At 73.1% G+C, this 23,820-nt stretch carries 25 protein-coding genes and 2 pseudogenes; 15 read left to right on the plus strand and 12 right to left on the minus strand.

Annotation, left to right across the window (positions count from 1 at the left end; all coding sequences use genetic code 11):
• Positions 1-3: 3 nt before the first annotated feature.
• Together ACFMQL_RS34330 and ACFMQL_RS34335 are read right to left on the minus strand one after the other, a co-directional pair.
• Entirely contained in the window at positions 4-615 is a 612-nt protein-coding gene (locus tag ACFMQL_RS34330) for a biotin transporter BioY (RefSeq protein ID WP_364051250.1), read from the minus strand.
• A gap of 91 nt (positions 616-706) precedes the next feature.
• The gene (locus ACFMQL_RS34335) at positions 707-1,351 is read right to left on the minus strand and encodes a DNA/RNA non-specific endonuclease (RefSeq protein WP_364051247.1); all 645 of its coding nucleotides are present in this window, start codon (positions 1,349-1,351) and stop codon (positions 707-709) included.
• A 348-nt stretch (positions 1,352-1,699) separates the two neighbouring features.
• On the opposite strand from ACFMQL_RS34335, the gene ACFMQL_RS34340 reads away from it, so the two are divergent.
• Complete coding sequence (locus ACFMQL_RS34340) at positions 1,700-3,238, plus strand: serine/threonine-protein kinase (protein ID WP_378788931.1); 1,539 nt, start codon at positions 1,700-1,702, stop codon at positions 3,236-3,238.
• A 7-nt stretch (positions 3,239-3,245) separates the two neighbouring features.
• Here ACFMQL_RS34340 and thrC read toward each other — a convergent pair whose 3' ends face one another.
• Positions 3,246-4,298, minus strand: a complete 1,053-nt coding sequence (thrC, locus tag ACFMQL_RS34345; protein WP_378788933.1) for a threonine synthase — start codon at positions 4,296-4,298, stop codon at positions 3,246-3,248.
• A 64-nt stretch (positions 4,299-4,362) separates the two neighbouring features.
• Between thrC and ACFMQL_RS34350 the strand changes: the two genes are divergently transcribed.
• Complete coding sequence (locus ACFMQL_RS34350) at positions 4,363-5,196, plus strand: MurR/RpiR family transcriptional regulator (RefSeq protein WP_364051238.1); 834 nt, start codon at positions 4,363-4,365, stop codon at positions 5,194-5,196.
• On the opposite strand, the gene ACFMQL_RS34355 is transcribed toward ACFMQL_RS34350, so the two are convergent.
• The 5 genes from ACFMQL_RS34355 to ACFMQL_RS34375 form a co-directional block, all read right to left on the minus strand.
• Positions 5,180-5,707 carry a GNAT family N-acetyltransferase gene (locus tag ACFMQL_RS34355; RefSeq protein ID WP_364051236.1) on the minus strand — a complete coding sequence of 176 codons (528 nt, stop codon included), beginning with the start codon at positions 5,705-5,707 and terminating at the stop codon, positions 5,180-5,182. The two genes, ACFMQL_RS34350 and ACFMQL_RS34355, sit on opposite strands and share 17 nt — an antisense overlap.
• An 18-nt stretch (positions 5,708-5,725) precedes the next feature.
• A complete protein-coding gene (locus tag ACFMQL_RS34360; protein WP_378788936.1) occupies positions 5,726-6,292 on the minus strand; it encodes a helix-turn-helix domain-containing protein in 567 nt (188 codons plus the stop codon).
• A gap of 28 nt (positions 6,293-6,320) precedes the next feature.
• Positions 6,321-6,629 carry a DUF6204 family protein gene (locus tag ACFMQL_RS34365; protein WP_378788938.1) on the minus strand — a complete coding sequence of 103 codons (309 nt, stop codon included), beginning with the start codon at positions 6,627-6,629 and terminating at the stop codon, positions 6,321-6,323.
• Positions 6,610-7,248 (minus strand): TetR/AcrR family transcriptional regulator, encoded by a 639-nt coding sequence (locus tag ACFMQL_RS34370; RefSeq protein ID WP_378788939.1) that lies wholly within the window; start codon positions 7,246-7,248, stop codon positions 6,610-6,612. Before ACFMQL_RS34370 ends, ACFMQL_RS34365 begins: the two co-directional genes overlap by 20 nt.
• 243 nt (positions 7,249-7,491) lie before the next feature.
• Positions 7,492-8,316, minus strand: coding sequence for a nitroreductase/quinone reductase family protein (locus ACFMQL_RS34375; protein WP_378788941.1), 825 nt, complete (start codon positions 8,314-8,316; stop codon positions 7,492-7,494).
• A gap of 38 nt (positions 8,317-8,354) precedes the next feature.
• Between ACFMQL_RS34375 and ACFMQL_RS34380 the strand changes: the two genes are divergently transcribed.
• The 3 genes from ACFMQL_RS34380 to ACFMQL_RS34390 all read left to right on the plus strand — a co-directional run bounded on the left by ACFMQL_RS34380 (position 8,355) and on the right by ACFMQL_RS34390 (position 10,752).
• A complete protein-coding gene (locus tag ACFMQL_RS34380; RefSeq protein ID WP_378790240.1) occupies positions 8,355-8,891 on the plus strand; it encodes a winged helix-turn-helix transcriptional regulator in 537 nt (178 codons plus the stop codon).
• Between the two features lie 108 nt (positions 8,892-8,999).
• The gene (locus ACFMQL_RS34385) at positions 9,000-9,872 is read left to right on the plus strand and encodes an aldo/keto reductase (RefSeq protein ID WP_378788943.1); all 873 of its coding nucleotides are present in this window, start codon (positions 9,000-9,002) and stop codon (positions 9,870-9,872) included.
• A 196-nt stretch (positions 9,873-10,068) separates the two neighbouring features.
• Complete coding sequence (locus ACFMQL_RS34390; protein WP_378788945.1) at positions 10,069-10,752, plus strand: SDR family oxidoreductase; 684 nt, start codon at positions 10,069-10,071, stop codon at positions 10,750-10,752.
• A gap of 3 nt (positions 10,753-10,755) precedes the next feature.
• Here the strand turns inward: ACFMQL_RS34390 and ACFMQL_RS34395 are convergent, their stop codons facing one another.
• The gene (locus ACFMQL_RS34395) at positions 10,756-11,997 is read right to left on the minus strand and encodes a multidrug effflux MFS transporter (RefSeq protein WP_364051212.1); all 1,242 of its coding nucleotides are present in this window, start codon (positions 11,995-11,997) and stop codon (positions 10,756-10,758) included.
• Positions 11,998-12,204: 207 nt separating this feature from the next.
• On the opposite strand from ACFMQL_RS34395, the pseudogene ACFMQL_RS34400 reads away from it, so the two are divergent.
• Positions 12,205-12,315: pseudogene (locus ACFMQL_RS34400) on the plus strand (hypothetical protein); the annotation flags it as partial.
• Between the two features lie 232 nt (positions 12,316-12,547).
• Here ACFMQL_RS34400 and ACFMQL_RS34405 read toward each other — a convergent pair.
• A pseudogene (locus ACFMQL_RS34405) lies at positions 12,548-14,023 on the minus strand (FAD-dependent monooxygenase); the annotation flags it as partial.
• Positions 14,024-14,257: 234 nt separating this feature from the next.
• On the opposite strand from ACFMQL_RS34405, the gene ACFMQL_RS34410 reads away from it, so the two are divergent.
• The gene (locus ACFMQL_RS34410; RefSeq protein ID WP_364051204.1) at positions 14,258-15,019 is read left to right on the plus strand and encodes a MerR family transcriptional regulator; all 762 of its coding nucleotides are present in this window, start codon (positions 14,258-14,260) and stop codon (positions 15,017-15,019) included.
• Positions 15,020-15,112: 93 nt separating this feature from the next.
• On the opposite strand, the gene ACFMQL_RS34415 is transcribed toward ACFMQL_RS34410, so the two are convergent.
• Positions 15,113-16,000 (minus strand): oxidoreductase, encoded by an 888-nt coding sequence (locus ACFMQL_RS34415; protein ID WP_378788947.1) that lies wholly within the window; start codon positions 15,998-16,000, stop codon positions 15,113-15,115.
• Between the two features lie 205 nt (positions 16,001-16,205).
• Here ACFMQL_RS34415 and trpB point away from each other — a divergent pair, with 205 nt between their 5' ends.
• The 7 genes from trpB to ACFMQL_RS34450 all read left to right on the plus strand — a co-directional run bounded on the left by trpB (position 16,206) and on the right by ACFMQL_RS34450 (position 22,791).
• Positions 16,206-17,411: a tryptophan synthase subunit beta gene (gene trpB / locus ACFMQL_RS34420; RefSeq protein WP_378788949.1), complete on the plus strand. Its 1,206-nt coding sequence runs from the start codon at positions 16,206-16,208 to the stop codon at positions 17,409-17,411.
• On the plus strand, positions 17,408-18,223 hold the full coding sequence (trpA, locus tag ACFMQL_RS34425) for a tryptophan synthase subunit alpha (protein WP_364051198.1): 816 nt from the start codon (positions 17,408-17,410) through the stop codon (positions 18,221-18,223). Before trpB ends, trpA begins: the two co-directional genes overlap by 4 nt.
• Positions 18,220-18,975 carry a GntR family transcriptional regulator gene (locus ACFMQL_RS34430; RefSeq protein WP_378788950.1) on the plus strand — a complete coding sequence of 252 codons (756 nt, stop codon included), beginning with the start codon at positions 18,220-18,222 and terminating at the stop codon, positions 18,973-18,975. Before trpA ends, ACFMQL_RS34430 begins: the two co-directional genes overlap by 4 nt.
• A gap of 298 nt (positions 18,976-19,273) precedes the next feature.
• A complete protein-coding gene (locus ACFMQL_RS34435; RefSeq protein ID WP_364051192.1) occupies positions 19,274-19,486 on the plus strand; it encodes a hypothetical protein in 213 nt (70 codons plus the stop codon).
• A 10-nt stretch (positions 19,487-19,496) separates the two neighbouring features.
• Entirely contained in the window at positions 19,497-20,210 is a 714-nt protein-coding gene (locus ACFMQL_RS34440; RefSeq protein WP_378788952.1) for a hypothetical protein, read from the plus strand.
• Positions 20,211-20,434: 224 nt separating this feature from the next.
• Complete coding sequence (locus ACFMQL_RS34445) at positions 20,435-21,004, plus strand: TetR/AcrR family transcriptional regulator (RefSeq protein ID WP_378788954.1); 570 nt, start codon at positions 20,435-20,437, stop codon at positions 21,002-21,004.
• A gap of 11 nt (positions 21,005-21,015) precedes the next feature.
• A complete protein-coding gene (locus tag ACFMQL_RS34450; protein WP_378788956.1) occupies positions 21,016-22,791 on the plus strand; it encodes an alpha/beta fold hydrolase in 1,776 nt (591 codons plus the stop codon).
• Here ACFMQL_RS34450 and ACFMQL_RS34455 read toward each other — a convergent pair.
• Positions 22,781-23,428, minus strand: coding sequence for a cytochrome P450 (locus ACFMQL_RS34455; RefSeq protein ID WP_378788957.1), 648 nt, complete (start codon positions 23,426-23,428; stop codon positions 22,781-22,783). The two genes, ACFMQL_RS34450 and ACFMQL_RS34455, sit on opposite strands and share 11 nt — an antisense overlap.
• A 35-nt stretch (positions 23,429-23,463) precedes the next feature.
• Between ACFMQL_RS34455 and ACFMQL_RS34460 the strand changes: the two genes are divergently transcribed.
• Positions 23,464-23,757 (plus strand): hypothetical protein, encoded by a 294-nt coding sequence (locus ACFMQL_RS34460; protein ID WP_378788959.1) that lies wholly within the window; start codon positions 23,464-23,466, stop codon positions 23,755-23,757.
• Positions 23,758-23,820 lie beyond the last annotated feature (63 nt).

Below are 23,820 nucleotides of genomic sequence, written 5' to 3' on the forward strand. Positions count from 1 at the left end.
CCGTCAGCGCTCCCCACCGGCGCGCAGGCGTTCCTGGTGCACGGCGGGCACCGCGTCGGGGTAGGCCCGCTGGACGCCCCTGACCACGACGGCCGTCAGCGCCGCCTTGATGAGGTCGCCGGGCACGAACACCAGCGTGAGCCCGGCCGCCGCGCCGAGCGAGGCGCCCGACACCAACGCCTGGATCGGGATCCCGAACAGGTAGACCACGCCCATGCCGCCCGCGACGCTCGCCAGGAACAGCCGGAGCGTGCTCGGGCTGCGGCCGGCCCGCTCGACCAGCCAGCCGGTGAGGGCCGCGCCGGGCAGCCAGCCGATGAGGAACCCGGCCGACGGCGCGGTGAACACGCCCAGCCCGCCTCGCCCGCCGGCCAGCAGCGGCAGGCCGGCGGCCACCAGCACGTACAGCACCAGTACGGCCAGCGCGCCGCGCCAGGTGCCGAGGATGGCGCCGGCCAGCATCACGCCCATGGTCTGCAGCGTGATCGGGACCGCGTTGCCGAAGACGTTCAGCGTGCCGGGCAGGCCCATCACCGCGATCAGCGCGGTGAACACGGCCACCCGCGCGAGCGTGCCCGTCTCGAGCCTCCTGCGCTGTTTCCCTTCATCCTTCATGGCGTCGATCCCACACCAGAACGGGCACGCTCAGGCATGGAGGTATCCCACAACATTCCCTCCGATCATCTGCTGGCGATCGATACCGCGTTCACGCGCCGTCCCTGCCGCACGGCGCCGCATCGAACGCGGCAGTTATCCCGTCTTGCCGGGATCGCAGCTCTTTGGCGCTCAGTGTACGGTTCGGCAGGATCACCGTGACCGGCCGGGATGCCACCTTGAGACTGACGCGGATCGTGTCCGGGGTCAGCGTCGTGCCGTTGGGATAGTGCAGGCGTACGCGATAGTCGCGGACCTCGCCACCGTCCTCCAGGCAGTCGCGGGCGCCGTTCTCGACCCGTTTCATCAGACCCTGGTTGATCTGCCGCCCGCGCATGGGGACGAGGTTGTAGCGCATGCTCACGCCGCGGAACGAGGCGGCGATGAGGTGGCCGCCCTGCCAGTCGCCGCGCCCGCCCCAGTCGCCGACCGCGCCTTCGCAGGAGCCGCGCGGGGCGTCCCGGTCGACCAGGATCCTGGCCACGGCCTCGACGGGGCGGCCCGCGGCGTCGGTGGTGAAGGTGTGGTCGTAGGCGCGATAGGTGGCTGAAGGCCGGAGCAGGCGCGCGCACGGGACGGCGTCCGGCTTGGCGGGCGCGGGCGCTGGGGCGGATGCGGGGGCGGATGCGGGGGCGGTGAGCAGGAGCGCGGTGGCGCCCGCGCCGCCCAGGGCACGGCGAAGCCGGGTCGGGGGCACGACGGGAAGTCCTCTCGGGATTCAGGGGATGCGCCGCGCAGGGGAAGGGAAGGCCGGCGGCATGGAGGAACTCGATCGGCCGCCTGCCGGCTTTGTCGTGACGTCCGTGCCCGCGAGGAGTACTACGTAACGTTACTGATCGGCCACTTTGAGCGCTTGTCGCAGATAGGTCCGGCTGCGAAAAGCAGCGCCCTGGCCAGGTCGGTGGCCGCCGTGGTGCGGCCGCGGTGCGATGGCCTCGCGAATTCGCCCTTCTCACGGCCATCCGTCCCGATAATCTGCGGCAAGATCGAATCCGGGGATTCGGTCGCCATCGACTGACCAGACCAGATGGATCGAGACCGCAGCATGACCGGACCAGGAACACTGATCGGCGGCCGTTACCGGCTCGAACACCCGCTGGGCCAGGGCGGCTTCGGTCGCGTCTGGAAGGCCCATGACGACCGGCTGCGCGCCGACGTGGTCGTCAAGGAGGTGTACCTCCCTCCGACCCTCGACGAGGAGGATCGCAACGCGCGACTCAAGTACGCCGAGCGGGAGGCCCGCAACGCCGCCCGGCTGCGCCACTGCCCCAACATCGTGCCCGTCTACGACGTGGTCATCGAGGACGGCCGGCCGTGGATCATCATGGAGCTGATCAACGGCGAGTCGCTCGAGGACCGGATGCGGACCGGGCCGCTGGCGGAGCCCGACGTCGCCGACCTTGCCAAGGCGCTCCTTCATGCCTTGGAGGCGGCCCACGGCGCGGGTGTCGTCCACCGCGACATCAAACCCGCGAACGTCATGCTGGCCGCCGACGGTCGGATCATGCTGACCGACTTCGGCATCGCCATTCACGAGACCGACACCCGCATGACATCGACCGGCACGGTGATCGGCTCCTTCGAGTACATGGCGCCCGAGCGTTTCAACGGCGATCACGGCTCGCCCGCCTCCGACCTGTTCTCCGTGGGCGCGACCCTGTATCAGGCGGCGGAGGGCGTCTCACCGTTCCGGCGCGGCGCCGTCCCCGCCACCATCGCCGCCGTCCTCCGTGACGAGCCTCCGCCGCTCACCCGCGCCACACGCCTCGCCCCGCTGCTGAACGCCCTGCTGGCCAAGGACCCCGGCAAGCGCCCCTCCATCCCCGACGCCCTCGACCTCCTCCGCACCCCTGACCAGGGACCCGCGCCGACGAAGAGGTACACCACACCGGTCACCGCGCCCACTGTCCCGCAGGAGACGCCGGAGAAGCCCGACCCGCCGGCCTCCCCGCCCATCGCTCCTCAGGACGCACCTGCTTTCCAGGAGTCCTGGACGGGTGACGAGCGCCTTTCGGCGTTCTGCTGGGAGGAAGGTCCGGAGCTGTTGTCGTGGATCTTTCGGGGCCTCGCCTTCATCGTCGCGACCCTTGTCGTGATCGGGCAAGCGCTCGGAGAGCTGGACGACTCGACGAGGTGGGTGGGCATGGGGGTCTTTGCGGCCTTGATGCTGGTCGGCCCCCTGGCGAACCAGTGGTTGCGCTTCACGACGAAGAGGAGCATGCCCGCGAGAAGCGTGCGCCTCGACCGGGAGGGCATCACCGGCAGCGACGGCTCCGGCGTCCAGACCATCCCCTGGACCGCGATCAGGCAGGTCACCGTCCGCCACACCGACGACGCCATGGGCGTCGCCCACCACCCGCTGGCCCTGCACGTGCGGCTGGACCAGCCGGGCTCCGCGGTGTACCGCCCGGTCGGCTGGCCGCTGGACACCCCCGTGCCCAAGATCTTCCGGCGCGCCATCGAGAAGGACGACTGGGTGCCCGTCTGCGTCCTCGGCCCTCTGTCCGACCCGCGCAGGACCGACTTGAAGAACGCCCTGGCGGCCTGCAAGGGGCCCCTGACGGCGGACGAGCTGAACTGGTGACCGCCTGTCAGGCGGCCAGGCGCAGCGCCCTGGCCACATCCGCGGTCGCGGCCGAGGTCTCGGCGGCGGTGTAGCCGCCGCGCAGCGAGGCGTCGAGGTCCTTCAGGCCGTTGCCGCTCAGCGTGATCACCACGCGCAGGCCGGGTTCCAGCCCGCCCCTGGCGTGCAGGTCGAGCAGCCCCGCCACGCCCGCCGCCGAGGCGGGCTCGGCGAAGACGCCGTCGCGGCGGGCGATCATCCGGTACGCGGCGAAGATCTGCTCGTCGCTCACCGCGGCGATCAGCCCACCGGACTCGTCGCGGGCCGCGATCGCGCCGTCCCAGGTCGCCGGGTGACCGACGTTGATCGCGCTGGCCTCCGTGCGCGGCTCAGCCACCGGCGCGCCGTGCACCAGCGGGGCCGCGCCCGCCGCCTGGAAACCCCACATGCGCGGCAGCCGGTCCGGGCTGTAGGCGCGGTAGCCGGTCCAGGTCGCGGTGATGTTGCCGCCGTTGCCGACCGGCAGGCAGTGCACGTCGGGGGCCGCGCCGAGGGCGTCCACGATCTCGTACGCGACCGTGCGCTGCCCGGCCAGCCGCAGCTCGTTGCGCACCGAGTTGACGAGGGCGACCGGGTGGTGGGCGGCCAGCTCGCGGGCCACCCGCAGGCAGTCGTCGAACGTGCCGCCGACCTCGACGATCTCCGCGCCGTACCGTACGGCCTGGGCCAGCTTGCCCAGCGCCACCCTGCCCTTGGGCACGAGCACGGCGGCGCGCAGCCCGGCGCGGGCCGCGTAGGCGGCGGCAGAGGCGCTGGTGTTGCCGGTGGAGGCGCAGATGACGGTCTGCGCGCCGGCCTCGACGGCGCGGCTGATCGCCACGGTCATGCCGCGATCCTTGAACGACCCCGTCGGGTTCGCCCCCTCGACCTTCAGCCAGACCTCGCAGCCGGTCAGCTCGGACAGGTGGGCCGAGCGCAGCAGCGGGGTGTTGCCCTCGTTGAGCGAGACGGCCGGGGTGTCGGGGGTGACCGGCAGGAAGCGCCGGTAGGGGCTGTCGATCAGGCCGCGCCAGGTACTCATGCCGAGCACCGTAACATTCGTTAGAAGATTTCGAAACGTCCGGGTCGATGTAACATTTGTCAACATGGAGAGCGATGCGATCGTGGCCCGGCTCAGCTCTGTTTACGCCGAGCTGCCGCCCGGCGAGCGCGCGGTGGTGCGGGTGCTGCTCGACGACCATCCGTTCGCTGCGCTGGGCTCGCTGCGCGCGCTGGCCGAGCGTGCGGGGGTGAGCCCGCCGACCGCCTCCCGGCTGTTCGACCGGCTCGGGTACGCGGGGTTCGCCGAGTTCCAGGCCGCCGTACGCGACGGCGCCAGAGACCGCTCGCGCCTGCTGGAGTACGTCACCGGGAAAAGCGAGCCCGGCGAGCCGTCAGGCGGGCTGGGAGAGGCGGCGGAGGAACTGCGCGCCGGCCTGGACGGCGCGCTGGCCGCCGTGCCCGCGCCGCTCTGCGACCGCGCCGCGGGCCTGCTGGCCGAGGCCAGGACGGTCTGGGCGCTCGGCGGACCGCTCAGCGAGCTGGCCGCCGACTACCTCATCCGCCAGCTCGCCGGCCTGCGCCCCGGCGCGCACCGGGTGCCGGAGCCGCCGCACGCGCGCGCCCGCACCGTGCTCGACCTGGGCGCGTCCGACCTGGTGGTGGCCTACGACTTCCGCCGCTACTCCCCCGCCACCGAGCGCTTCGTACGCGCCGCGCGCGGCAGGGGCGCACGGCTGATCCTCATCACCGACACGTGGGGCTCGCCGCTGGCCGCCGAGGCGGAGCTGCTGATCGCGCTGCCGCGCGAGGCCGCCGGGCCGATCGCGCCGCTCACCCACGAGATCGCGGTCACCGAGCTGCTGCTCGTCGCCACCGCCGCGCGCCTGGCCCCGGCCGAACGGCTGGCCGAGCTGGATGCGCTCACCCGGTCGCTGTGAGCCGCTTGTAGAAGAAGCTGCACTCGCGCAGCGTGCCGTCGGGCGAGGCCGCATAATCGGGGACGATGCCGTAGCGGGTCCACCCGCCGGTGAGGTAGACGTGCTCGGCCGCGCTGCCGGTCTCGGTGTCGAGCATCAGCAGGTCGAGCCCCGCCGCAAGCGCCGCCTGCTCGGCCGCGGCCAGCAGGGCGCGTGCGTGGCCGCGCCCGCGCGCCTCGCTGTGGACCATGAGTTTGACGATCTCGCCGCGGTGGCGGGCGTTCGCCTTGGTCGCGGGGGCGAGGCCGACGGTGCCCACGACCGCGCCGTTCTCGCGGCAGACCCACACGATGAGGTCGCCCGAGGCCACGGCCGGGGCCTGCGCGCGCCACCAGGCGGCGGCGTCCTCGTGGTCGAACGGCGTGACGAACCCCAGCGACGAGCCGCCGTCCACGGCGTCGGCGAGCAGTGCGGCCAGCTCCTTGACGCAGGTGTCGAACGCGGCCGGGGTCAGGCGGGCGATGGTGCGCATGGGGCTCCTCCCGGGGGGTCAGGGCAGGACGACGAAGATGGCGTACCGGACCGGATCGGGGCCCGGGCAGCGGAACCGGGACGGCCCCCACAGCCGGAAGCGCAGGCAGTCACCGGCTCCCACGGTGTGGGTGCGGCCGTCGAAGGTGATCTCCACCGCGCCCTCCAGCACCCAGATGTGCTGCTCAAGGCCGGGTACGGGCGGTGCGTCGTAGGAGATGTCGGCACCCGGCCGCAGCCGCCCCTCCACGACCTCGCCGCTCAGCCCGGGATGGGGCGGCGAGACCGAGCGGCGGACGAACCCCGACGTCTCGTCCCGCCACACCTGCTGCGCCCCGGCCGCCACGATCTGCGGCGGCTCGGACTCCACCTCGGCGAGCAGCCGCGACATCGTCCGCCCGTACACCTCGCAGAGCTTGCCGAGCAGCGCCGCCGTGGGGCTGATCTCGCCGCGCTCCAGCCGCGACAGCGTCGAGCGGCTGATGCCGGAGCGGCTCGCCAGCTCCTCCAGCGACCAGTGGTGCTCGACGCGCAGCCGGGCGAGCCGATCGGCCAGCCTGGCCTCCACATCCACGGGCTGTCTCATATCCGGGATGATATCCCAGATCTGAGAATCAGCGTCGGCGGATCTTGATGTCGCGCATGTCCGTCACGCCGATGCGCAGCACCTCGTACGGCTGCCCGTACGCCTCCAGCGCCGCCATCGCGCCCAGGGCCGCCTCGTCCTCCCCGTCGTCCGGCCCGGCCGGTACCTGGCAGCGGAAGGTGAACGCCGACACGCTCGGGTCGTGGGTGAAGGTGCCCGCCTCGGTGTACGCCGTGCCGCCCGCCGCGCGCACCGCCTCCCGTCCGGCGTCGTCGATCGCCTGGAACTTGCCGCTGATCGTCACCCGGAACATCGCGTCACTCCCCGCGTACGCCATAGCCCAGCACCTTCTCCCCCAGCACGCTCTCGGCCGCGTCGAGCAGATCGAGCACGGCGGCGGCGATCTCGTCGGGCCGCTCACCCGCCGCCGTACGGCGGCCGATCTCGCCCATCACCAGCGCGTGCAGGCTGCCGATGTGCCAGGCGATCACGCGGGGCAGCGGATCTTGCGGCCCATCACCGCACTCCTCGGCCAGCAGCGCGGCCAGCTCGTCGGTCATCCTGCGGCCCAGGTCCTCAAGGCGCGCGGTCAGCGTGGGCGCGGCCCGCATCATCTCCAGCACCCGGCCGAAGCCCGGAGTGAGGCCCACCCGGCGCTCGCGCTCACGCACCTCCTGCCGCAGCCGCGCCAGCACCGCACCGGCCGCCGACTCGCCGGGCGCGCGCCCGGCCACGATGTCGGCCAGCCGGCGGGGCGAGGCCTCCTCAGGAGGCAGCACCAGGTCCTCTTTGGACTGGAAGTAGTTGTAGACGGTGTTCACCGACACCTCGGCGGCGTCGGCGACCTCGGCGATCGTCACGTTGTCGAAGCCGCGCTCCACGAACAGGCCGACGGCCACCTCGGAGATGCGCTGCCGCGTCAGGCGCTTCTTGCGCTCGCGGAGCCCTTCTGTCATGCAGCTGGAGCGTACTGCAAACTTTCAGTTGACTCCAACTTTACAGCCGACTCCACGAAAGGAGTTCGTGGCACGCATGGATGAGAGTGGAGAAGAAGAGAAACCGGCCCCTCAGAACACCCGCTGACATGGCGGCATAGGGGCGGAAGGGAAGAGATGTGGCGCCGGGCCCGGACGCACCATCAGCATACGTCCGGGGTGTCCCTATCGCCACAGAGACACCCCGGACGTGCGAGTCGTGCGTCAGCCGTTCAGCAGCGCGACGAGCTGCTCCTCCTCGTAGGCGAGGTGCGCCTCCAGCTCCTTGGTGAGCCGGTCCACCCCGGCGACCAGGTCGGCGGGAGCGACGTCGGCGGCGGACAGCAGCGCCTTGAGCTCGTCGAGCAGCCGCGCCACCACCTCGTGCTCGGCCCGCATCCGCTGGATCGCCGGGGCCAGCTCCGGGAACTGCTGCTCCATCCCGCGGAACAGGCCGTTGTCCTCGTGCGTGTGGTGCGCGTGCAGGCCGCTGCACATCGTCAGGCAGTTGACCCGCAGCTGCGCGGCCAGGCGGGGCCCCGAGGCGGCGGCCTCCCTGCGGATCAAGGCCAGCTCGCGGCGGAAGGCGTCGTGGATGTCCTTGAGCGCGTCGCCCATACGCCGCCCGGGCGGCGGCCCGGGGTTCACCTGCACCAGCGCCACCACCGGCAGCGTGCGGCCCGAGCGCTCCTCGTAGGCGGCCCAGCCCGGGTCCATCTCGGCCGCGCGGGCGAACAGGCGGTCGCGCTCCTCGCCCTCGAGCACGATGGCGTCGGCCTCGTAGGTGAGAATGCCGTCCTCGACCGTCACCCGCGGGTTGGCGAGCACGTTGTGGTACCAGTCCGGGTGCTTGGGCGAGCCGCCCGCCGAGGCGATGACGAGCAGGCGGTCCTCATCGGGCAGGTAGCCGAGCGGGGTGGTGTGGGGGCGTCCGGTCTTGGCGCCGGTGGTGGTGAGCAGCAGCAGCCTGCCGCCCTCGAAGGGGCCGCCGACCTTGCCGCGGTTGGCCCGGAACTCGTCGATGATCTGCTGGTTGAAGTTGTTCGGCATGCTGAAAAGAAGGCTCCTGGTGAGTGGGTGTCGTGGACATGCTGAAACCCGCACGGACATGCCGGCGTACGGGTGTTACGACACCGAACCAGGCATGGGGAGACGCGCGGGCGCGGTGTGCTCAGGCACGACCGACGGTGCTAGTGGCCATTGGCGTCAACCCCCTTGGTACGGCGCCTCCATGCCGCGACCGTCCTCCCGGACCGCGACACGCGACGCGACCGCCATTACGCCCAGATCGCCCAAGATCTGTCAACCGGCGTCGGGCTGAGTACAGTAGCTGTACTGAAGGGGGTGGGTGCGACCGCACGCGACAAGGGCTCATCCGCCGACGAGCCTGCCAGGAGCCAGGCAGCAGGCAGCGCCGCAGCTACCACCTCACCAAGGCAGGCGCGGACCTGCAGGTGGTGCTGGGCGCGCTGCAGCAGTGGGGCGACGCCCACCGCCCGCGCCCGTCCGGGCCGTCGGCCCTGCGCAGGACGCGCTCCACCGGCGAGCCCGTGCACGTCGCGTTCGTGAACGGAGAGGGCCGCGAGGTGGCCTGCGACGACGTCGTGATCGACGTCCATCCGTGATCGATACCAGGCTTTGCCGGAGGTTGAGGTAGGACGCGGTCTCGCCGGGCACGCCGACCCAGTCACGCCGCCGGGTCCGGCGGCCGGCATGAGAAAGGAAGTTCCGCGATGACCGCTGTGCGGGCCGACGCGTCCGGCCAGTTCATGATCGAGAAGACGCTGCCTGTCAACCGGCTCGGCTACGGCACCATGCAGCTGACCGGGCCCGGCGTGTGGGGGCCGCCGGCCGACGAGGAGGAGGCCGTACGCGTGCTGCGCCGCGCGGCCGAGCTCGGCGTGACGCTCTTCGACACGGCCGACTCCTACGGCCCCCTGGTCGCCGAGCCGCTGCTCAAGCGGGCGCTCGCCCCGTACGACGAGAGCATCGTCATCGCCACCAAGGCCGGGCTCACCCGCCAGGGCCCCAACCAGTGGACGCCCGTCGGCAGGCCCGCCTACCTGCGCCAGCAGTGCGAGATGAGCCTGCGCGTCCTCGGGCTCGAGCGGATCCCGCTGCTCCAGCTCCACCGCGTCGACCCGGAGGTGCCGCTCGAGGACCAGGTCGGCGAGCTGAAGAAGCTCCAGGACGAAGGCAAGATCGCGCACATCGGCCTGTCGGAGGTCAGCGTCGAGCAGATCGAGCAGGCGCGCGCCGTCGCCCCGATCGCCACGGTCCAGAACCTCTATAACCTGTCCAACCGGTCCGCCGAGGACGTGCTGGAGTACTGCGAGCGCCACGAGATCGGCTTCATCCCGTGGTTCCCGCTGGCCACCGGCCAGCTCGCCAAGCCCGGCGGGGCGCTCGACACGATCGCCTCGCGGCTGCCGGCCACGCCGTCGCAGCTCGCGCTCGCGTGGCTGCTGCGCCGTTCCCCGGTGATGCTGCCGATCCCCGGCACCTCCTCCATCGCCCACCTGGAGGAGAACGTCGCCGCCGCCGGCATCGAGCTGTCCGACGACGACTTCGCCGAGCTGTCCTCGGCGGTCTCCTCCTCGAGCTGAGTCCCGCCCGGTTGGGGGCGTCCCCGGGCCCGCCGGGACGGTCACCGGCCGGCACCTTCTCACCTGACATCCGGTCCGGGCCTGCCGCGCGGGTGTGAGGATGTCACGCGCGGCGGGGAAGCTCCTGGGGAGGTGGCGCGATCACCTCCCCATCTGAGTTGTCTTTTGCAACTCAGCTGGTGAACGGAGAAACAGCATGGACATCAAGGGATCGGTCGCCCTCGTGACGGGCGGAAATCGCGGGATCGGCCGCGCGTTCGCCCGGGCGCTCGTCCAGCATGGCGCGGCGAAGGTGTACGTCGGCGTCCGAGACCCGGGCAGCGTGCAGGACGCCGACGTCGTGCCGCTGCGCCTGGACGTCACCGACGAGCGCGGCATCGCCGCCGCGGCGCGGGAGGCCGGTGACGTCTCCATCCTGATCAACAACGCGGGCGTCGGTGACGGGAGGACCGCGCTGCTGGAGGGCACGCTCGACGGCGCCCGCCAGGCGATGGAGGTCAACCTCTTCGGCACCTGGCGGGTCTCGCGCGCCTTCGCCCCGATCCTGGCCCGCAACGGCGGCGGCGCCCTGGTCAACATGCTGTCGCTGGCCTCCTGGGGCGGGCGGCCCGGCTTCCCGGGGTACGCGGCGTCGAAGGCCGCGCAGTGGTCGCTGACCGACTCCCTGCGCCAGGGGCTGCGCGAGCAGGGGACGCTGGTGATCGGGGTGCACGTCGGGTTCGTGGACACGGATATGGCCGCCTGGGTCGACGCTCCGAAGATCAGCCCTGAGGCCGTGGCGGAGCAGACCATGGAGGCGCTGCTCGCGGGCCGTGCCGAGGTGCTGGCCGACGAGCGGACCCGCGAGGCCAAGGCCGCGCTGTCGCAGCCGATCGTCTGATCTTCACGCCCTCTCGGCTTCCGCAGGTGCCCGGCCGGCCGGAGCCACATCGCCTTCCCGCCTCGTGAGCAGGAGCGCGGCCGCGGCGAGCAGCGTGCACAGCGTCATACCGGCGAACAGCGGCACGGCGGTGTGGCCTCCGGCGATGCCCATCAAGGGGGCCACGGCCGCGCCGAGGGCGTTCTGCAGCGTGCCCAGCACCGCCGAGCCCGTGCCCGCCGCATGCGGTACGCGGTCCAGCGCGAGGCCGGTGGCGGTGGCGCAGACCTGGCCGAGCCCGATGAAGGCGACGCCCAGCAGGCCCAGCGCCCAGAACCGGTTCAGCTGCCCGGCGAGGGTGAGGAGCAGCGCGGCGACACCGGGGACGAGCATGAGCGCCAGCCCCGCGCGCAGCAGCAGGCGGGGGCTGATGCGGCCGGCGAGACGGCTGCCGGCCAGCGTGGAGGCCGTCGCGGTCAGCGCGCCCGCGGAGAAGACGGCCGACGCCGTGCCCACGCTGAAGCCCAGGACGTTCTGCAGGAGGAACGGCGAGGCGGAGATGTAGCAGAACAGCGCGGCGAACGCGAGGCAGAAGGCGAGCATGTAGCCGAGGTAGGGGCGGTCGGTGAGGACCGTGACGCCGGCCCGCAGCGAAGCGCCGGCGCCGCCGGTGTGCCGCCGCTCGGCGGGCAGCGTCTCGGGGATGCGTACGCAAGCTGCTGCGAACATCAGCGCCGACGCGCCCGCCAGCACCCAGAACACCGCACGCCAGCTCCCGGTGCCGCCCACCACGGCACCGCCCGCCAGCGGAGCGAGGATGGGCGCGATGCCGCCGAGCCCCATGAGCAGGCCGAACAGCCTGGCCGCCGCCGCGCCGCTCGCGACGTCGGTCACCACGGCACGGCCGACGACCACCCCTGCCGCACCCGCGAATCCCGTGACGAAGCGCAGCACGACCAGCACGCCCAGTGTGGGCGCGACCGCGCACAGCGCCGTGGCCAGTGTGCAGACGCCGGTGCCGATGAGGATCGGCCCGCGCCGCCCGTAGCGGTCGGAGAGCGGGCCGAGCACGAGCTGGCCCGTCGCCAGCCCCACGAGGAAGGCGGTGAGCGTGAGCTGGACGCCGGCCGCGTCCGTGCCCAGCTCGCGCGCCATGGTGGGAAAACCCGGCAGGTACATGTCGGTGGACAGCGGCACCACGAACGACAGCAGGGCGAGGGTCACCGTCAGCCCTGAAGCCACCGGCCGTCGGGCGGCGAAGGTCATCGGCACTCCGGTCAAATAGATATAAGTTCATATCTATATCTAAGGTAAGATCCAGGAGTGCGCAAGAGCGATGCCCCTGCCGGCCGTGACGACCTGCTTCGCGAGGCCAGGCGGCTAGCGCCGGCGCTGTACGCGCTCGCCCGCGTGCTGCGGCAGGGCGGCATCACCGAGGCGGGCCTGCCGCCCCTGCCCCCGTCGGAGCTCGACGTGCTGCGCTACGTTCTCGACTGCCCCGGCACCGGCACCAAGGCGCTCGCCCACGAGCTGGGGCTGCACAGCAGCAACGTCAGCACGGCCGTGCGCGCCCTGCTCGCCCGCGGGCTCATCCGCCGCGAGCCCGACCCGCACGACCGCCGCGCGGTGCGCCTCTATCCGACCGTGGACGCCCAGCACGGCATGGCCATGATCGAGGACGCCTGGGCGGAGATGTTCGCCGACGCCCTCGCCGCGCTGACGCCTGACCAGCGCGGCGCGCTGCAGGCCGCGGTGCCCGCGCTGCGCGCGCTCGGCGCTCCCCTGCGGGAGCGCCGCTCCCCGCCCGCGACTCGCCGGCGGGCTCGCCGAACCAGCGGGCCAGGTGTTCATCGAGGTCGCGCTGGTCGTCGCCGATCCAGGCCACGTGGCCGTCAGGACGGAGCAGCACACCCGGTACGTCCACCGCCGCGCCGGGATCGGTGAGCTGATCGACGCGGTCCGACCAGCCGCCTGCGGTGAGGCGTCCCGTACGGTCGAGCAGCAGGCCGCGCCCACCGCGCAGCAGGTCGTACAGGCGGCACCGCGTCAGCCCGACGTCGGGCATGCGACGGCCGAGCAGGTCGGGACCCGCGCCGAAGTCGTAGCGGACGGCGATCGCGGTGATCTTCTCGATGAGGCGGCGGTTCACCTCGTCGATGTCCATCAGCTCGGCGAGCAGCCGCCGCACCGCGCGCGGCCCCGCCTCCGGGGACGCCAGGACGGCCTGGGCGCGGGTGTTGTCGAGGACGTCGGCGGCGACCGGGTGGCGTTCGGCGTGGTAGGTGTCGAGCAGCGTGTCCGGCGCCCAGCCGCGCACCTGCGCCGCCAGTTTCCAGCCGAGGTTGACCGCGTCCTGGATGCCGAGGTTGAGCCCCTGCCCGCCGAAGGGCGGATGGATGTGGGCCGCGTCCCCGGCCAGCAGCACCCGCCCGACCCGATAGCGCTCGGCCAGCCGGGTGGCGTCGCCGAAGCGGGACAGCCAGCGCGGAGAGTGCACGCCGAAGTCGGTGCCGGCGACGGCGCGCAGCCGCTGCCGGAAGTCGTCCAGCGTGGGCGGGCGCGAGCGGTCGGCCACGCCGCCCGCGGGGACGACGACGCTGTAGGTCCTGCCGCCGTTGAACGGCCTGATCCAGAACGGCCACTGGCGGGCGGCGACGGCGGAGGCCACGGCGGCGATCTCCTCCTGCGGCGCGCTCGCCTCCATCTCGCCCATGAGCGTGTCGTTGCGCGCGGGCTCGCCGGGGAAGCCGACGCCGAGCCGCTTGCGCACCGTGCTGCGGGCGCCGTCGCAGCCGATGAGGTAGCGGGCGCGCAGCCGCTCGCCGCCGGTCAGCTCGACGGTCACCCCCTCGGCGTCCTGCTCGAAGCCGGTCACCGCGCGGCCGGGAATGACCTGCGCGCCCAGCTCGGCGGCGCGCTCTTCGAGCAGGCGGTTGATGACTGGTTGCGGCATGCCCAGGACGTACGCGTACGGGGTGTCGAGGCCCTCGGGCGCGGGCTTGGGGATGGCGGCGAAGAAGCCCGCCGCAGGACGCCGCCTGCCGTGCGGGAGCAGGCGGTCGAGCAGCCCGCGCATCGCCATCAGCTCCAGGCTGCGGATGTGCAGGCCGACGATGCGGACCATCGGCCCAGGCTCGCTCTCGCGCTCGGCGACGAGGACCCGTACGCCGTGCAGCCGCAGCTCGGCGGCCAGCATGGCGCCCGTGGGCCCGCAACCGGCGATGACCACGTCGTACGGCGGATCGGCGGGTTCGGCGTGCGAGGGCTCGACGGACTTCGGAGAAGAGTGCATTTTCGGTGCCTTTCGACGGGAGTGCCGGGGTGGGGCGCTCCCGGCGGCACCTACGTCGCTCGCCTGACCGTGGCGCGAGGGCGGAGCGCCCACTTCGCTACAGCGTTCATGGGTCTGTCACCTCCTCGGGCCGTGTCACGGTCGCCGGTACGGTACAAGCCCGGCGACCGCCCGGTCCACCGCTTTTCCCCGGCGGCTTGACCTTGACGCGGCGTCAACGTCTTAACTGGGCACATGCGGATCGGAGAGCTGGCCGCGCTGCTCGGGGTGTCCACCCGTACCGTGCGCCATTACCACCACCAGGGCGTCCTGCCGGAGCCGCCGCGCCTGGCCAACGGCTACCGCGAGTACGGCATGCGCGACGCCATCGCCCTGGCCCGCGTACGCCGGCTGGTGGGGCTGGGGCTCAGCCTCGACGAGATCCGCGACGTCATGGCCGAGGAGCGCTCCAGGGAGCTGCCCGAGATCCTCGCCGAGATCGACGCCGACCTGGCCGCGCAGGAACGCGACATCCGCCTGCGGCGGGCCAGGCTCGCCGAGGTGCTGAGCCGGGTCGAGGACGGCACGCTCAGCCCCGACGACACCGCATCGCCCGACCTGGTGTCGTTCCTCAAGGCCATCGACGTGCCGGCCTCGCCGTCGGCGGCCTGGGACCGCGACCTGCTCATGCTCGTCGACAGCGTCTCACGCGCGCCGGACGGGCGGCGGACGTTCGCCGCGCTCGACGCGCTGACCGCCGACCCCGAGCTGGCGGCGCGCGGGCACGACTTCTACCGCAGGCTCGACGAGCTGGCCGGCGCCGATCCCGACGACCCGCGGGTGGCGCCGATGGCCGAGGAGCTGGCCGCGTTCAGTCTGGAGCACGTGCTGGCCGACCACGCGGTGGACGGCTGGAGGGCCGAAGCGGTCGAGCCGTTCCTGGACGGCCTGGCCCCGGCCCAGGCCGAAGTGGTCCGCCGCGCGATCCGCCTCATCGGCGCCCGCCTGCCCCGCTGACGCCGGCCGAGGGCGCGGGACTCCTCCCGCGCCGGACGTGACGCTCGCCGAAGGGGGCGAGGGAGAGCACCACCGGCAGCGCCGGCCGTCGAGCTAGCCGCCGAGCGCGTTCAGCCGGGCGAGGTCGGCGCCGGAGAGCCGCAGCTCGCCCGCCGCCACGTTCTCGGCCAGGTGGCCGAGGTCGCCGGTGCCGGGGATGGCGAGCACGTTGTGGCCCTGGGCGAGCGTCCAGGCCAGGCGGACCTGCGCGGGTGAGGCGCCGTGGGCGCGGGCGATCTCCTCCACCGCCTCGTGCTCGCCGGTCACCGCTCCCGACTCGCGGCCGGTCCCGGCGATCGCGAAGAACGGCACGTACGCGATGCCCTGCTCGCCGCAGGCGCGCAGCAGCTCACGCTCCTCGGCCGGAGAGCCGATGCCGAAGGCGTTCTGCACGCACACCACCGGCGCGATCGCCTGCGCCTCGGCGAGCTGCGCTGTCGTGACGTTGGAGACGCCCAGGTGCCGGATGAGCCCGGCGTCGCGCAGCTCGGCCAGCGCGCCGAAGTGCTCGGCGATGGAGCCGTTCCGCCTGCTGCCGGGCACGCGCAGGTTCACCACGTCGAGCCGGTCGCGGCCGAGCGTCCGCAGGTTCTGCTCCACCTGCTCGCGCAGCTGCGCGGGCTTGGCCCACCACCAGTCGCCGGTCACGCGGCTGCGGCCCGGCCAGACCTTGGTGGCGATGACCAGGTCGTCGGGGTACGGGGCCAGCGCCCGCGCGATCAGGTCGTTGGCCGCCAGGTCGCCGGTGAAGTAGAAGGCCGCGGTGTCGATGTGGTTCACGCCGAGCTCGATCGCCCGCCGGAGCACGGCGATGGCCTGCTTGGGGTCGCGCTTGTCGGAGCCGAAGGCGACCCGCCCGGGCAGGCGCATCGCGCCGAAGCCGATGCGGTTGACGGTCAGGTCGCCGAGCCGCCACGTGCCCGCACTCGCCGCAGAAGTCATGTCGATCCTCATCACATGTCAGTCGAACGCCCATTTTCGGGCACGAAAAAAGCCTCCTCGGCAGCGGACGGATATCCGGCCGAGAAGGCTCACGCGTTCACGATCATCATATCAGCCCCGGCGGTGGTGTTCCCGCGCTGTCCATGCCACACTCACTGTTATAGAACTCTGAGGAAGAGTTATAGAACGAGAGAGGGAGGCCGGCATGTACGACGTGCTGCCTTGGACAGACCCAGCCCCGCCGGGCGCGACGATGGCCGAGCCCCGCGACCTGGGCAGATTCGGCGCCTACGGCGGCAGATACGCACCCGAATCCCTGGTGCAGGCCTGCCACCAGGTGGGCGAGGCGTTCCGCGCCGCCTGGACCGACCCCGGCTTCCGCGCGGCCCTGGCGGACCTGCTGGCCGTGCACGCGAGCCGGCCCACCCCGCTCACCCCGGCCGCCCGCCTGTCGGAGGAGCTGGGCGTGCGGCTCTACCTCAAGCGCGAGGACCTCACCCACACCGGCTCCCACAAGATCAACAACGTGCTGGGGCAGGCCCTGCTCGCCAAGCGCATGGGCAAGGCCAGGCTGATCGCCGAAACCGGCGCGGGCCAGCACGGCGTGGCCACCGCGACCGCCGCCGCGCTGCTCGGGCTGCAGGCCACGGTGTTCATGGGCGCACGCGACATCGAACGCCAGGAGCTGAACGTCTTCCGCATGCGCGTCCTGGGCGCCGACGTGGTGCCGGTGAGCACCGGCAGCCGGACGCTCAAGGACGCCACCAGCGAGGCCATGCGCCACTGGGTGAGCACCACCGGAGACTCCCACTACTGCATCGGCTCGGTCGTCGGGCCCGACCCGTACCCGTGGATGGTCAGGGAACTGCAGCGGGTCATCGGCGACGAGGCCCGCGCCCAGTGCGCCGCCGCGCTGCCCGCCGGAGTGCCCGACCACGTGGTGGCCTGCGTCGGCGGCGGCTCCAACGCGGCGGGCACGTTCGCCGGGTTCGCCGACACCTCCGCCCGGCTGGTCGGCGTCGAGGCCGAGGGCGGGGCGGGAGCCGCCAGAGGCCGGCTCGGCGTGCTGCACGGGGCCCGCTCGCTGTTCCTCCAGGACGGCGACGGGCAGATCGTCGAGGCGCACTCCATCGCCGCCGGGCTCGACTATCCCGGCGTCGGCCCCGAGCACGCCCACCTGCGCGACCTGGGCCGGGCCCGCTACGTCACGGTGACCGACGAGGAGGCGGTCGCCGCCGCCGTACGGCTGGCCCGCACCGAGGGCATCCTGCCGGCGCTGGAGTCCGCGCACGCCCTCGCCTGGATCATCCGCGCGGCGGGCGACGGCGAGCTGCGGGCCGGATCGACGGTGCTGATGACGCTGTCCGGCCGCGGCGACAAGGACATGGCGACGTTGAAGGAGCTGCTGTGAACGACTCGGTCCTGACCATGGGCGCGGTCGAGCGCCACCTGCGGGCCCGCCGCGACGCCGGGCGCGGCCTGCTCATGCCGTACGTCACCGCCGGCATCACCCCCGGCTGGACCGGCTACCTGCACGCGTTCGCCGCCGCGGGAGCCGACGCCATCGAGGTCGGCCTGCCGTTCTCCGACCCCACGCTCGACGGCCCCACCATCCAGCAGGCGAGCCAGGAGGCCCTCAGCAGGGGCGCGAGCACCCGCGGCATCCTCGCCGACCTGTCCGCGCTGCCGGACCTGGGCGTGCCGCTGATCGCGAGCACCTACTACAACCTCGTGCTGCACGACGGCCCCGAGGCGTTCTGCGCCGCGCTGCGCCGGGCGGGCGTCACCGGGCTCATCGTGCCCGACCTGCCGGTGCACGAGGCGGACGAGCTGATGGAGGCGGCGGCCGCGTACGACGTCGAACCCGCCCTGCTGGCCTCGCCCACGACACCGGACGCCCGGCTGGCGGAGATCGGCGCCCGCAGCCGCGGGTTCGTCTACGCGGTCTCGGTCATGGGCATCACCGGCGAGCGGGCCGCGCTCGCCGGGTCGGCGGCACGGCTCGCCGCCCGCCTCAAGAACGTCACCGACCTGCCGGTCTTGCTAGGATTCGGCATCTCCACCCCGGATCAGGCCCGCGAAGCCCGCCGGCACGCCGACGGCGTGGTGGTCGGCGCCGCCGTCATGCGGCGCGTGCTCGACGGGGCGGCACCGGACGACCTGCGGGCCTTCGTCACGACCCTGCGGCAGGCCCTCGACCAGGAGTGTGACCCACCACGATGACCGCCGACGCCGGGCACGAGGCGAGATACCGCGCCATCGCCGCCGACCTCGCCGCGAAGATCCGGTCCGGCCACTACGCCCCCGGCGAGGCGCTGCCGCCGCAGCGCGAGCTGAGCGCCTCCTACGGGGTCACGCTCATGACGCTGCGCCAGGCGCTGCGGCAGCTCAGCGACGAACGGCTGATCGTGCAGCGGCCCGGCAAGGGCACGTTCGTCTCGCCGCCGCACCTGGCGTACCAGCTCGACTCGCTGCGCAGCCTGGCCGACGACCTGCGCACGCAGGGCCACGATGTGCGGACCGTGGTGGTCGGCCGGGCCGTGCGCCGTGCGCCCGCCCGCGTCGCCGCCGAGCTGCGGCTGCCGCCCGGCGAGAGCGCGCTGCGCCTTGAGCGGGTGCGCGAGTTCGCCGGGCGTCCGGCCGTCCACCAGGTCTCGTGGGTACGCCGCCCGGTGGGCGACCGCATCCGCGACCGCGACTTCACCGAGGTCTCGCTCTACACCGCGCTCGCCGACGCCGGGGTGGCGGTCGCCCGCGCGTCCGAGGTGGTGCGGCCTGGCCTGCTCGGCGGCGCCGCCGCCCGCCGCCTGCGCGAGCCGGAGGGCAGCCCGGTGCTGCTCAGCACCCGCGTCACCCACACGCTCGACGGCACGCCCGTGGTGTCCGACCACGCCACGATCCTGGGCAGCATGATGGAGATCCGTACCGAACGCGCCGCCACCGGCCTCTCCCTCACCTGGCGCGCCACCTCCTGACCCGATCACCCGGGGGCGTGTCCATGCGGGCGTGATCCGCATCTCGCGCGGCCGCCGGCCCTCCGGCGTCTTCGTGGCGGTGAAGCGCTGTCGCAGGGGCGAAGGGGGCGCCCCGCCGGCGCGCGCAGCTCGCCTCAGCGGGGCGAGTGCACGGTCACGTCGCCGGCGAAGACGGTGCCCGTGTGCTGCCGGCGCTTCTCGTCGAGCAGGAGCGCGAAGCGGGCGAGCAGGAGCGCGAAGCGGGCGAGCAGGCCGGCGATCGTCAGGCCGACTGACGCAACCCGTTATGATCAGCGCCATGAGCGGCGGAGCCGAAGCGACCGACACGCTGCACTCCGGCGGGACGAAGACGCCGGAGCGGCTGCGCCGACGGGTCCTCGGCGACCTCCACGACGAGCTGCTCGCCCTGCCGGCCGCCGCGGAGCGCGACCAGTTCGTGGACCTGCTCACCCGCCTGCTGGACCACCACACCCGGCGGGCACCGCATCTCGACGCCGCGCGCCGGCGGTGAGGAGGTTCGCATGCCTGTGACGCGCCGCCGCAGATTCTGGTGGATCGCGGGTGCGGCGGTCGCGGTGGTGCTCGCCGCGGCCGTGGCGGTGACCGCGATCGCCTTCCCGTCCGTCGCGGCCACCACATGTCCGGGCTGTTACGGCCTGGAACGGATCGCGCCCGGCGTCTACGCCGAGCCGGGTCTGGCCCCGGCCGAGCGACGGCGCGTGACCGAGGCCGTCGCGCAGGCGAACGAGCGGGTTCGCGCCTTCTTCGGCGGCCGGGTGACCGCCCCCGACGTCCTGGTGTGCCTGACCGATGGCTGTTACCGCAGGATCGGCGGCGGCGGTGAACGCGGCATCGCCGTGCTCAACCGGTCGGTCATGCTGTCCCCGCGCGGCGTCGATCCGGTGATCGCCTCACACGAGCTGACCCATGTGGAGCTGCACGCCCGCCTCGACGGCGCCGGCGTCCCGCAGTGGTTCGACGAGGGCCTGGCGGTCCTGGTCAGCGACGATCCCCGCTACCTCGCCCCGGCCGGGGAGCGCTGCCTGCGCGCGCCCCGCGGGGCTCTGCCGGACACGCTCGACGGCTGGCTGCGCGCGGCGTCGGCCGATCCTCAGACGTACGCCGACGCCGCCTGCCAGGTGCACCGGTGGGTGACGGCCAACGGCGGCGAGAAGGCCGTCGCCGGCCTCATCGAACGGCTGGCGTCAGGTCAGCCCTTCCCCAGCACGCGCTGAACGCGAGCCACCGGCCCACCGGCGGCCCGAGATACCGCGTGCTGAACGCGAGCCACCGGCTCACCGGTCCTCCGAGGCGCCACGCGCTGAAACGGGCCACCGGCCCACCGGCGGCCCGAGGCGCCAGCGCCCCCAGCCTCCTCAGGCCCCACAGAGGCCCGGCTGACTACACCTCGTCCCTTGTTCGATTGCCAGAATATGTAGACCGGTCTATTTTTTGAGGCATGGGACGTAAGGGCGCGGAGACGCGCGCACGACTGCTCGACACCGCCCAGGAGCTGATCGAGGCCGGCGGCTACTTCGGCGCCGGGCTCAACCAGGTGATCGCAGCCAGCGGCATGCCCAGAGGCTCGCTCTACTTCCACTTCCCCGGTGGCAAGGACGAGCTGATCGCCGAGGCGCTGCGACGCGCCGGACGGGAGATCGCGGACGCGGCGCACCAGCTCGCCACCACGGCACCTGACACGACGGCCCTGGTCACGGGCCTGATCACGATGCTCGGAGACCGCCTTGAGTCGTCCGGGTGGCGCAAGGGCTGCCCGGTCGCCACCGTCGCGCTGGAGCTGGCCGCCACCCACGACGTGCTTCAGCAGGTGTGCGCCGAGGTCTACGACTCCTGGGAGCGCATCCTGTCCGACCGGCTCGCCGCCGACGGGCACCCCGACCCCGAGGGCGCCGCCACGACCGTGCTCGCCCTGATCGAGGGCGCGCTGCTGCTCGCCAGAGCGCGGCGCGACCGCCGGTCGCTCGACACCGTGGCCCGCCGGGCCGCGGTCCTGCTCACCGCCTCTTGAGGAGCCCGCTCATGTCATCAGACTCCCCCGACTCCATCGTCTTCGGCGCCGCCGGGTTCATCGGGCGTGCCGTGGTGGCCGAGCTGCTGCGCCGCGGCAACCGGGTGGCCGCCGCCGTACGCGGGAACCCCGACAGGCTCACCTCCTGGCTGGACGGCGAGGGCGTGCCGCTCGGCGGGCTCAGCGTCGTACGCGCCGACATCACCACGTCCGGCCTCGGCCTGCCGCCCACCGGCCTGGACGGCGTGCGCGACGTTTACAACTGCGCGGCCCGCTTCGCGTTCGGGCTGAGCGTGGAGGAGGCGCGGGCGGCCAACGTGACCGGTGCGCTCAACGTCCTCGACTGGGCCGCCGAACGGGCCGGCCTGCGGCGGGTCGTGCACATCAGCGGCTACCGCGTCAGCCCGGGACCCGGGGGCGAGCAGCCCGACTACCGGCGCGAGGGCGCGTACGAGGCGTCGAAGAAGGAGGGCGACACGGCGATCAGGGCCCGCGCCGCCGAACGCGGCATCCCGCTCACCATCGCCAACCCCTCCACCGCCATCGGGCCCGGCCAGTTCCTCGGGCTGGCGTCGATGGTGTCGGACCTGTGGCACGGCCGCCTTCCCGCCGTGCCCGGGGGTCGTGAGGTGTTCGTGCCGGTCGTGGACGTGCGCTACCTGGCGGCGTTCATGACCCGGCTGCCCGAGCATGAGGAGACCGCGGGCCGGGCGTACTGGATCCTCGACGACCGCACGCCCGTCCTGCCGGACCTGATCGCGCTGCTGGCCCGGCACATGGGCGTGCGCGCGCCCCGGCACTCGATCCCGGTCGGGCTGCTGCGGCGGCTGCCCCGGGCGCTGATCGGCGTGGATCCCGAGACGCTGTCGTTCCTGTCGCCCGACCGTTACGACACGGGGCCCGCGCGGGCGTTCGCCGAGCGGGCCGGGCTCAGCCCGCCGCCCATCGAGGACGCGCTGACGAGCTGGGCCGACGACCTGGTGGCCGCCCGCTTCGGCGCCGCGCCCGCCCCCAGCGGCCCGTACGGCTACCAGGACGTGGCGGGCGTACGCACCTGGGTGATCGGCGAGCGGGAGCACCCCGGCTACGTGCTGCTGCACGGCCTGCCTCTGGATGCCGGCTCCTGGCGGCAGGTCACCGACCGCCTCGGCGCCCCGGCCCTGGCCGCCGACCTGCCGGGCCAGGGCCGATCGGGCCCTCCGGCGGAGGAGCCTCTCCCGCCGGAGGAGACGCTGGATGTGTGGATGAGCGGGCTGCTCCGGCCGGTGCGGAGGCGTCCTGTGCTGGTCGCGCACTCGTTCGCCTGCGGCCCCGCGCTGCGTTACGCCGCCGCGCATCCCCACGCGATCTCCCGGCTGGTGCTGGTGGCACCGGCGTTCCTGCAGCGGCCCGGCCCCCGGCTGTCGCGGTCGTGGGCGGCGGTGCCGCTGCTGCGCCGCCTGCCGAGGGCCCGCCTGGCGGCGATGCTGGGCGTGCCCGAGGGCGACCTGGCCGACCTGGCACGCCCCGGCCGCGCCCGCAACGTGGTGGCCGCCCTGCGCGCGGGCCACTCCCAGCGCGACGAGCTGCGCCGCCTCCTCGAGCGGGTCGAGGTGCCCGTGGAGATCGTGGTGGGCTCGGACGACCCGCTGGCCGTCGCGGTGGACGTTCCCGTGACCACGATCGACGGCGCCGGCCACTACCCGCAGCTCACCCACCCCGCCACGCTCGCCGCTCGCCTCGAAGGCGAGCTCTCGCCCCGCACCGGCGTCGTGACGCGGCAGGCGAGCTGGAAGCTCACCAGGTGACGGGCAGCTCGTGCATGCCGTAGACGGCGGCCTCCTCCTTGAACGACAGCTGCTCGGCGGGCACGGCCAGCTTCAGCGTCGGGACCTTATGGAACAGCGTGGCGAAGAAGATCTCCAGCTCCGCCCGCGCGAGGTTCTGGCCCAGGCACTGATGGGCGCCGTAGCCGAAGGCGAGGTGGTTGCGGGCGCCGCGCTCGATGTCGAAGCGCTCGGGGTCCTCGAACACCTCGGGGTCGCGGTCACCGGCGTTGGCCAGCATGAGCACACCCGACCCGGCCGGGATGACGGTGCCGCCCACCTCGACGTCCTCGAGCGCCACCCGCGCCATCGCGAACTCGGCGATGGTGAAGTAACGCAGCAGCTCCTCCACGGCCCACTCGGCCTTCTCGGGGTGCTCGCGCAGCGCCTGCGCCGCCTCGGGGTGCTCGGTGAGCATCAGGTACGTGCCCAGCGAGATCATGTTGGCGGTGGTCTCGTGGCCGCCGATGAGCAGCAGGAACGCCGTGCTGAGCAGCGCCCCGCGATCCACCTGGCCGCTTTCGCGCTGCTTGACGATCTGGCGGCCGAGCAGGTCGTCGGTGGGCTGCTCCTCCTTGGCGGCGATCAGCTTGTCGAGGTAGCCGACCAACGACAGCACCGCGTGCCAGGCGCTCCTGCTCGGTGGCGCGCCGGTTGAGCAGCTGCGCGGAGTTGGCCTGGAAGAAGTCGTGGTCCTCGTACGGCACGCCGAGCAGCTCGCAGATCACCAGCGACGGCACCGGCAGCGCGACGGCCTCGACCAGGTCGGCCGGGCGCGGGCCGGCCAGCATGGCGTCGAGGTGCTCGTCCACGATCTGCTGGATGCGCGGCCGCAGAGCGGCGATGCGCCGCAGCGTGAACTCGCCGACCACCGCCCGCCGGACGGGCCCGTGCTCGGGCGGGTCCATCTCCAGCATCATCTTCGGCAGCGGGGACGTGGCGGGCTGATCGACCTGGTCCTTGACCAGGCGCGGCGCGGCGGGGTGACGGCGGTTCGCGCTGAAGCGCGGA

The organism is Nonomuraea fastidiosa (genome assembly GCF_042751225.1).
GTDB lineage: Bacteria > Actinomycetota > Actinomycetes > Streptosporangiales > Streptosporangiaceae > Nonomuraea > Nonomuraea fastidiosa.

Coding starts and splice junctions, on each gene's coding strand:
- ACFMQL_RS34415 (WP_378788947.1), bottom strand. CDS start 16,000: ATGACTTCTGCGGCGAGTGCGGGCACGTGGCGGCTCGGCGACCTGACC.
- ACFMQL_RS34385 (WP_378788943.1), top strand. CDS start 9,000: ATGACCGCTGTGCGGGCCGACGCGTCCGGCCAGTTCATGATCGAGAAG.
- trpB (WP_378788949.1), top strand. CDS start 16,206: ATGTACGACGTGCTGCCTTGGACAGACCCAGCCCCGCCGGGCGCGACG.
- ACFMQL_RS34435 (WP_364051192.1), top strand. CDS start 19,274: ATGAGCGGCGGAGCCGAAGCGACCGACACGCTGCACTCCGGCGGGACG.
- ACFMQL_RS34395 (WP_364051212.1), bottom strand. CDS start 11,997: ATGACCTTCGCCGCCCGACGGCCGGTGGCTTCAGGGCTGACGGTGACC.
- ACFMQL_RS34390 (WP_378788945.1), top strand. CDS start 10,069: ATGGACATCAAGGGATCGGTCGCCCTCGTGACGGGCGGAAATCGCGGG.
- ACFMQL_RS34350 (WP_364051238.1), top strand. CDS start 4,363: ATGGAGAGCGATGCGATCGTGGCCCGGCTCAGCTCTGTTTACGCCGAG.
- ACFMQL_RS34365 (WP_378788938.1), bottom strand. CDS start 6,629: ATGGCGTACGCGGGGAGTGACGCGATGTTCCGGGTGACGATCAGCGGC.
- ACFMQL_RS34410 (WP_364051204.1), top strand. CDS start 14,258: ATGCGGATCGGAGAGCTGGCCGCGCTGCTCGGGGTGTCCACCCGTACC.
- ACFMQL_RS34440 (WP_378788952.1), top strand. CDS start 19,497: ATGCCTGTGACGCGCCGCCGCAGATTCTGGTGGATCGCGGGTGCGGCG.
- ACFMQL_RS34375 (WP_378788941.1), bottom strand. CDS start 8,316: ATGCCGAACAACTTCAACCAGCAGATCATCGACGAGTTCCGGGCCAAC.
- ACFMQL_RS34340 (WP_378788931.1), top strand. CDS start 1,700: ATGACCGGACCAGGAACACTGATCGGCGGCCGTTACCGGCTCGAACAC.
- ACFMQL_RS34370 (WP_378788939.1), bottom strand. CDS start 7,248: ATGACAGAAGGGCTCCGCGAGCGCAAGAAGCGCCTGACGCGGCAGCGC.
- ACFMQL_RS34380 (WP_378790240.1), top strand. CDS start 8,355: ATGCTGAAACCCGCACGGACATGCCGGCGTACGGGTGTTACGACACCG.
- ACFMQL_RS34430 (WP_378788950.1), top strand. CDS start 18,220: ATGACCGCCGACGCCGGGCACGAGGCGAGATACCGCGCCATCGCCGCC.
- ACFMQL_RS34355 (WP_364051236.1), bottom strand. CDS start 5,707: ATGCGCACCATCGCCCGCCTGACCCCGGCCGCGTTCGACACCTGCGTC.
- ACFMQL_RS34330 (WP_364051250.1), bottom strand. CDS start 615: ATGAAGGATGAAGGGAAACAGCGCAGGAGGCTCGAGACGGGCACGCTC.
- ACFMQL_RS34450 (WP_378788956.1), top strand. CDS start 21,016: ATGTCATCAGACTCCCCCGACTCCATCGTCTTCGGCGCCGCCGGGTTC.
- thrC (WP_378788933.1), bottom strand. CDS start 4,298: ATGAGTACCTGGCGCGGCCTGATCGACAGCCCCTACCGGCGCTTCCTG.
- ACFMQL_RS34445 (WP_378788954.1), top strand. CDS start 20,435: ATGGGACGTAAGGGCGCGGAGACGCGCGCACGACTGCTCGACACCGCC.
- ACFMQL_RS34360 (WP_378788936.1), bottom strand. CDS start 6,292: ATGAGACAGCCCGTGGATGTGGAGGCCAGGCTGGCCGATCGGCTCGCC.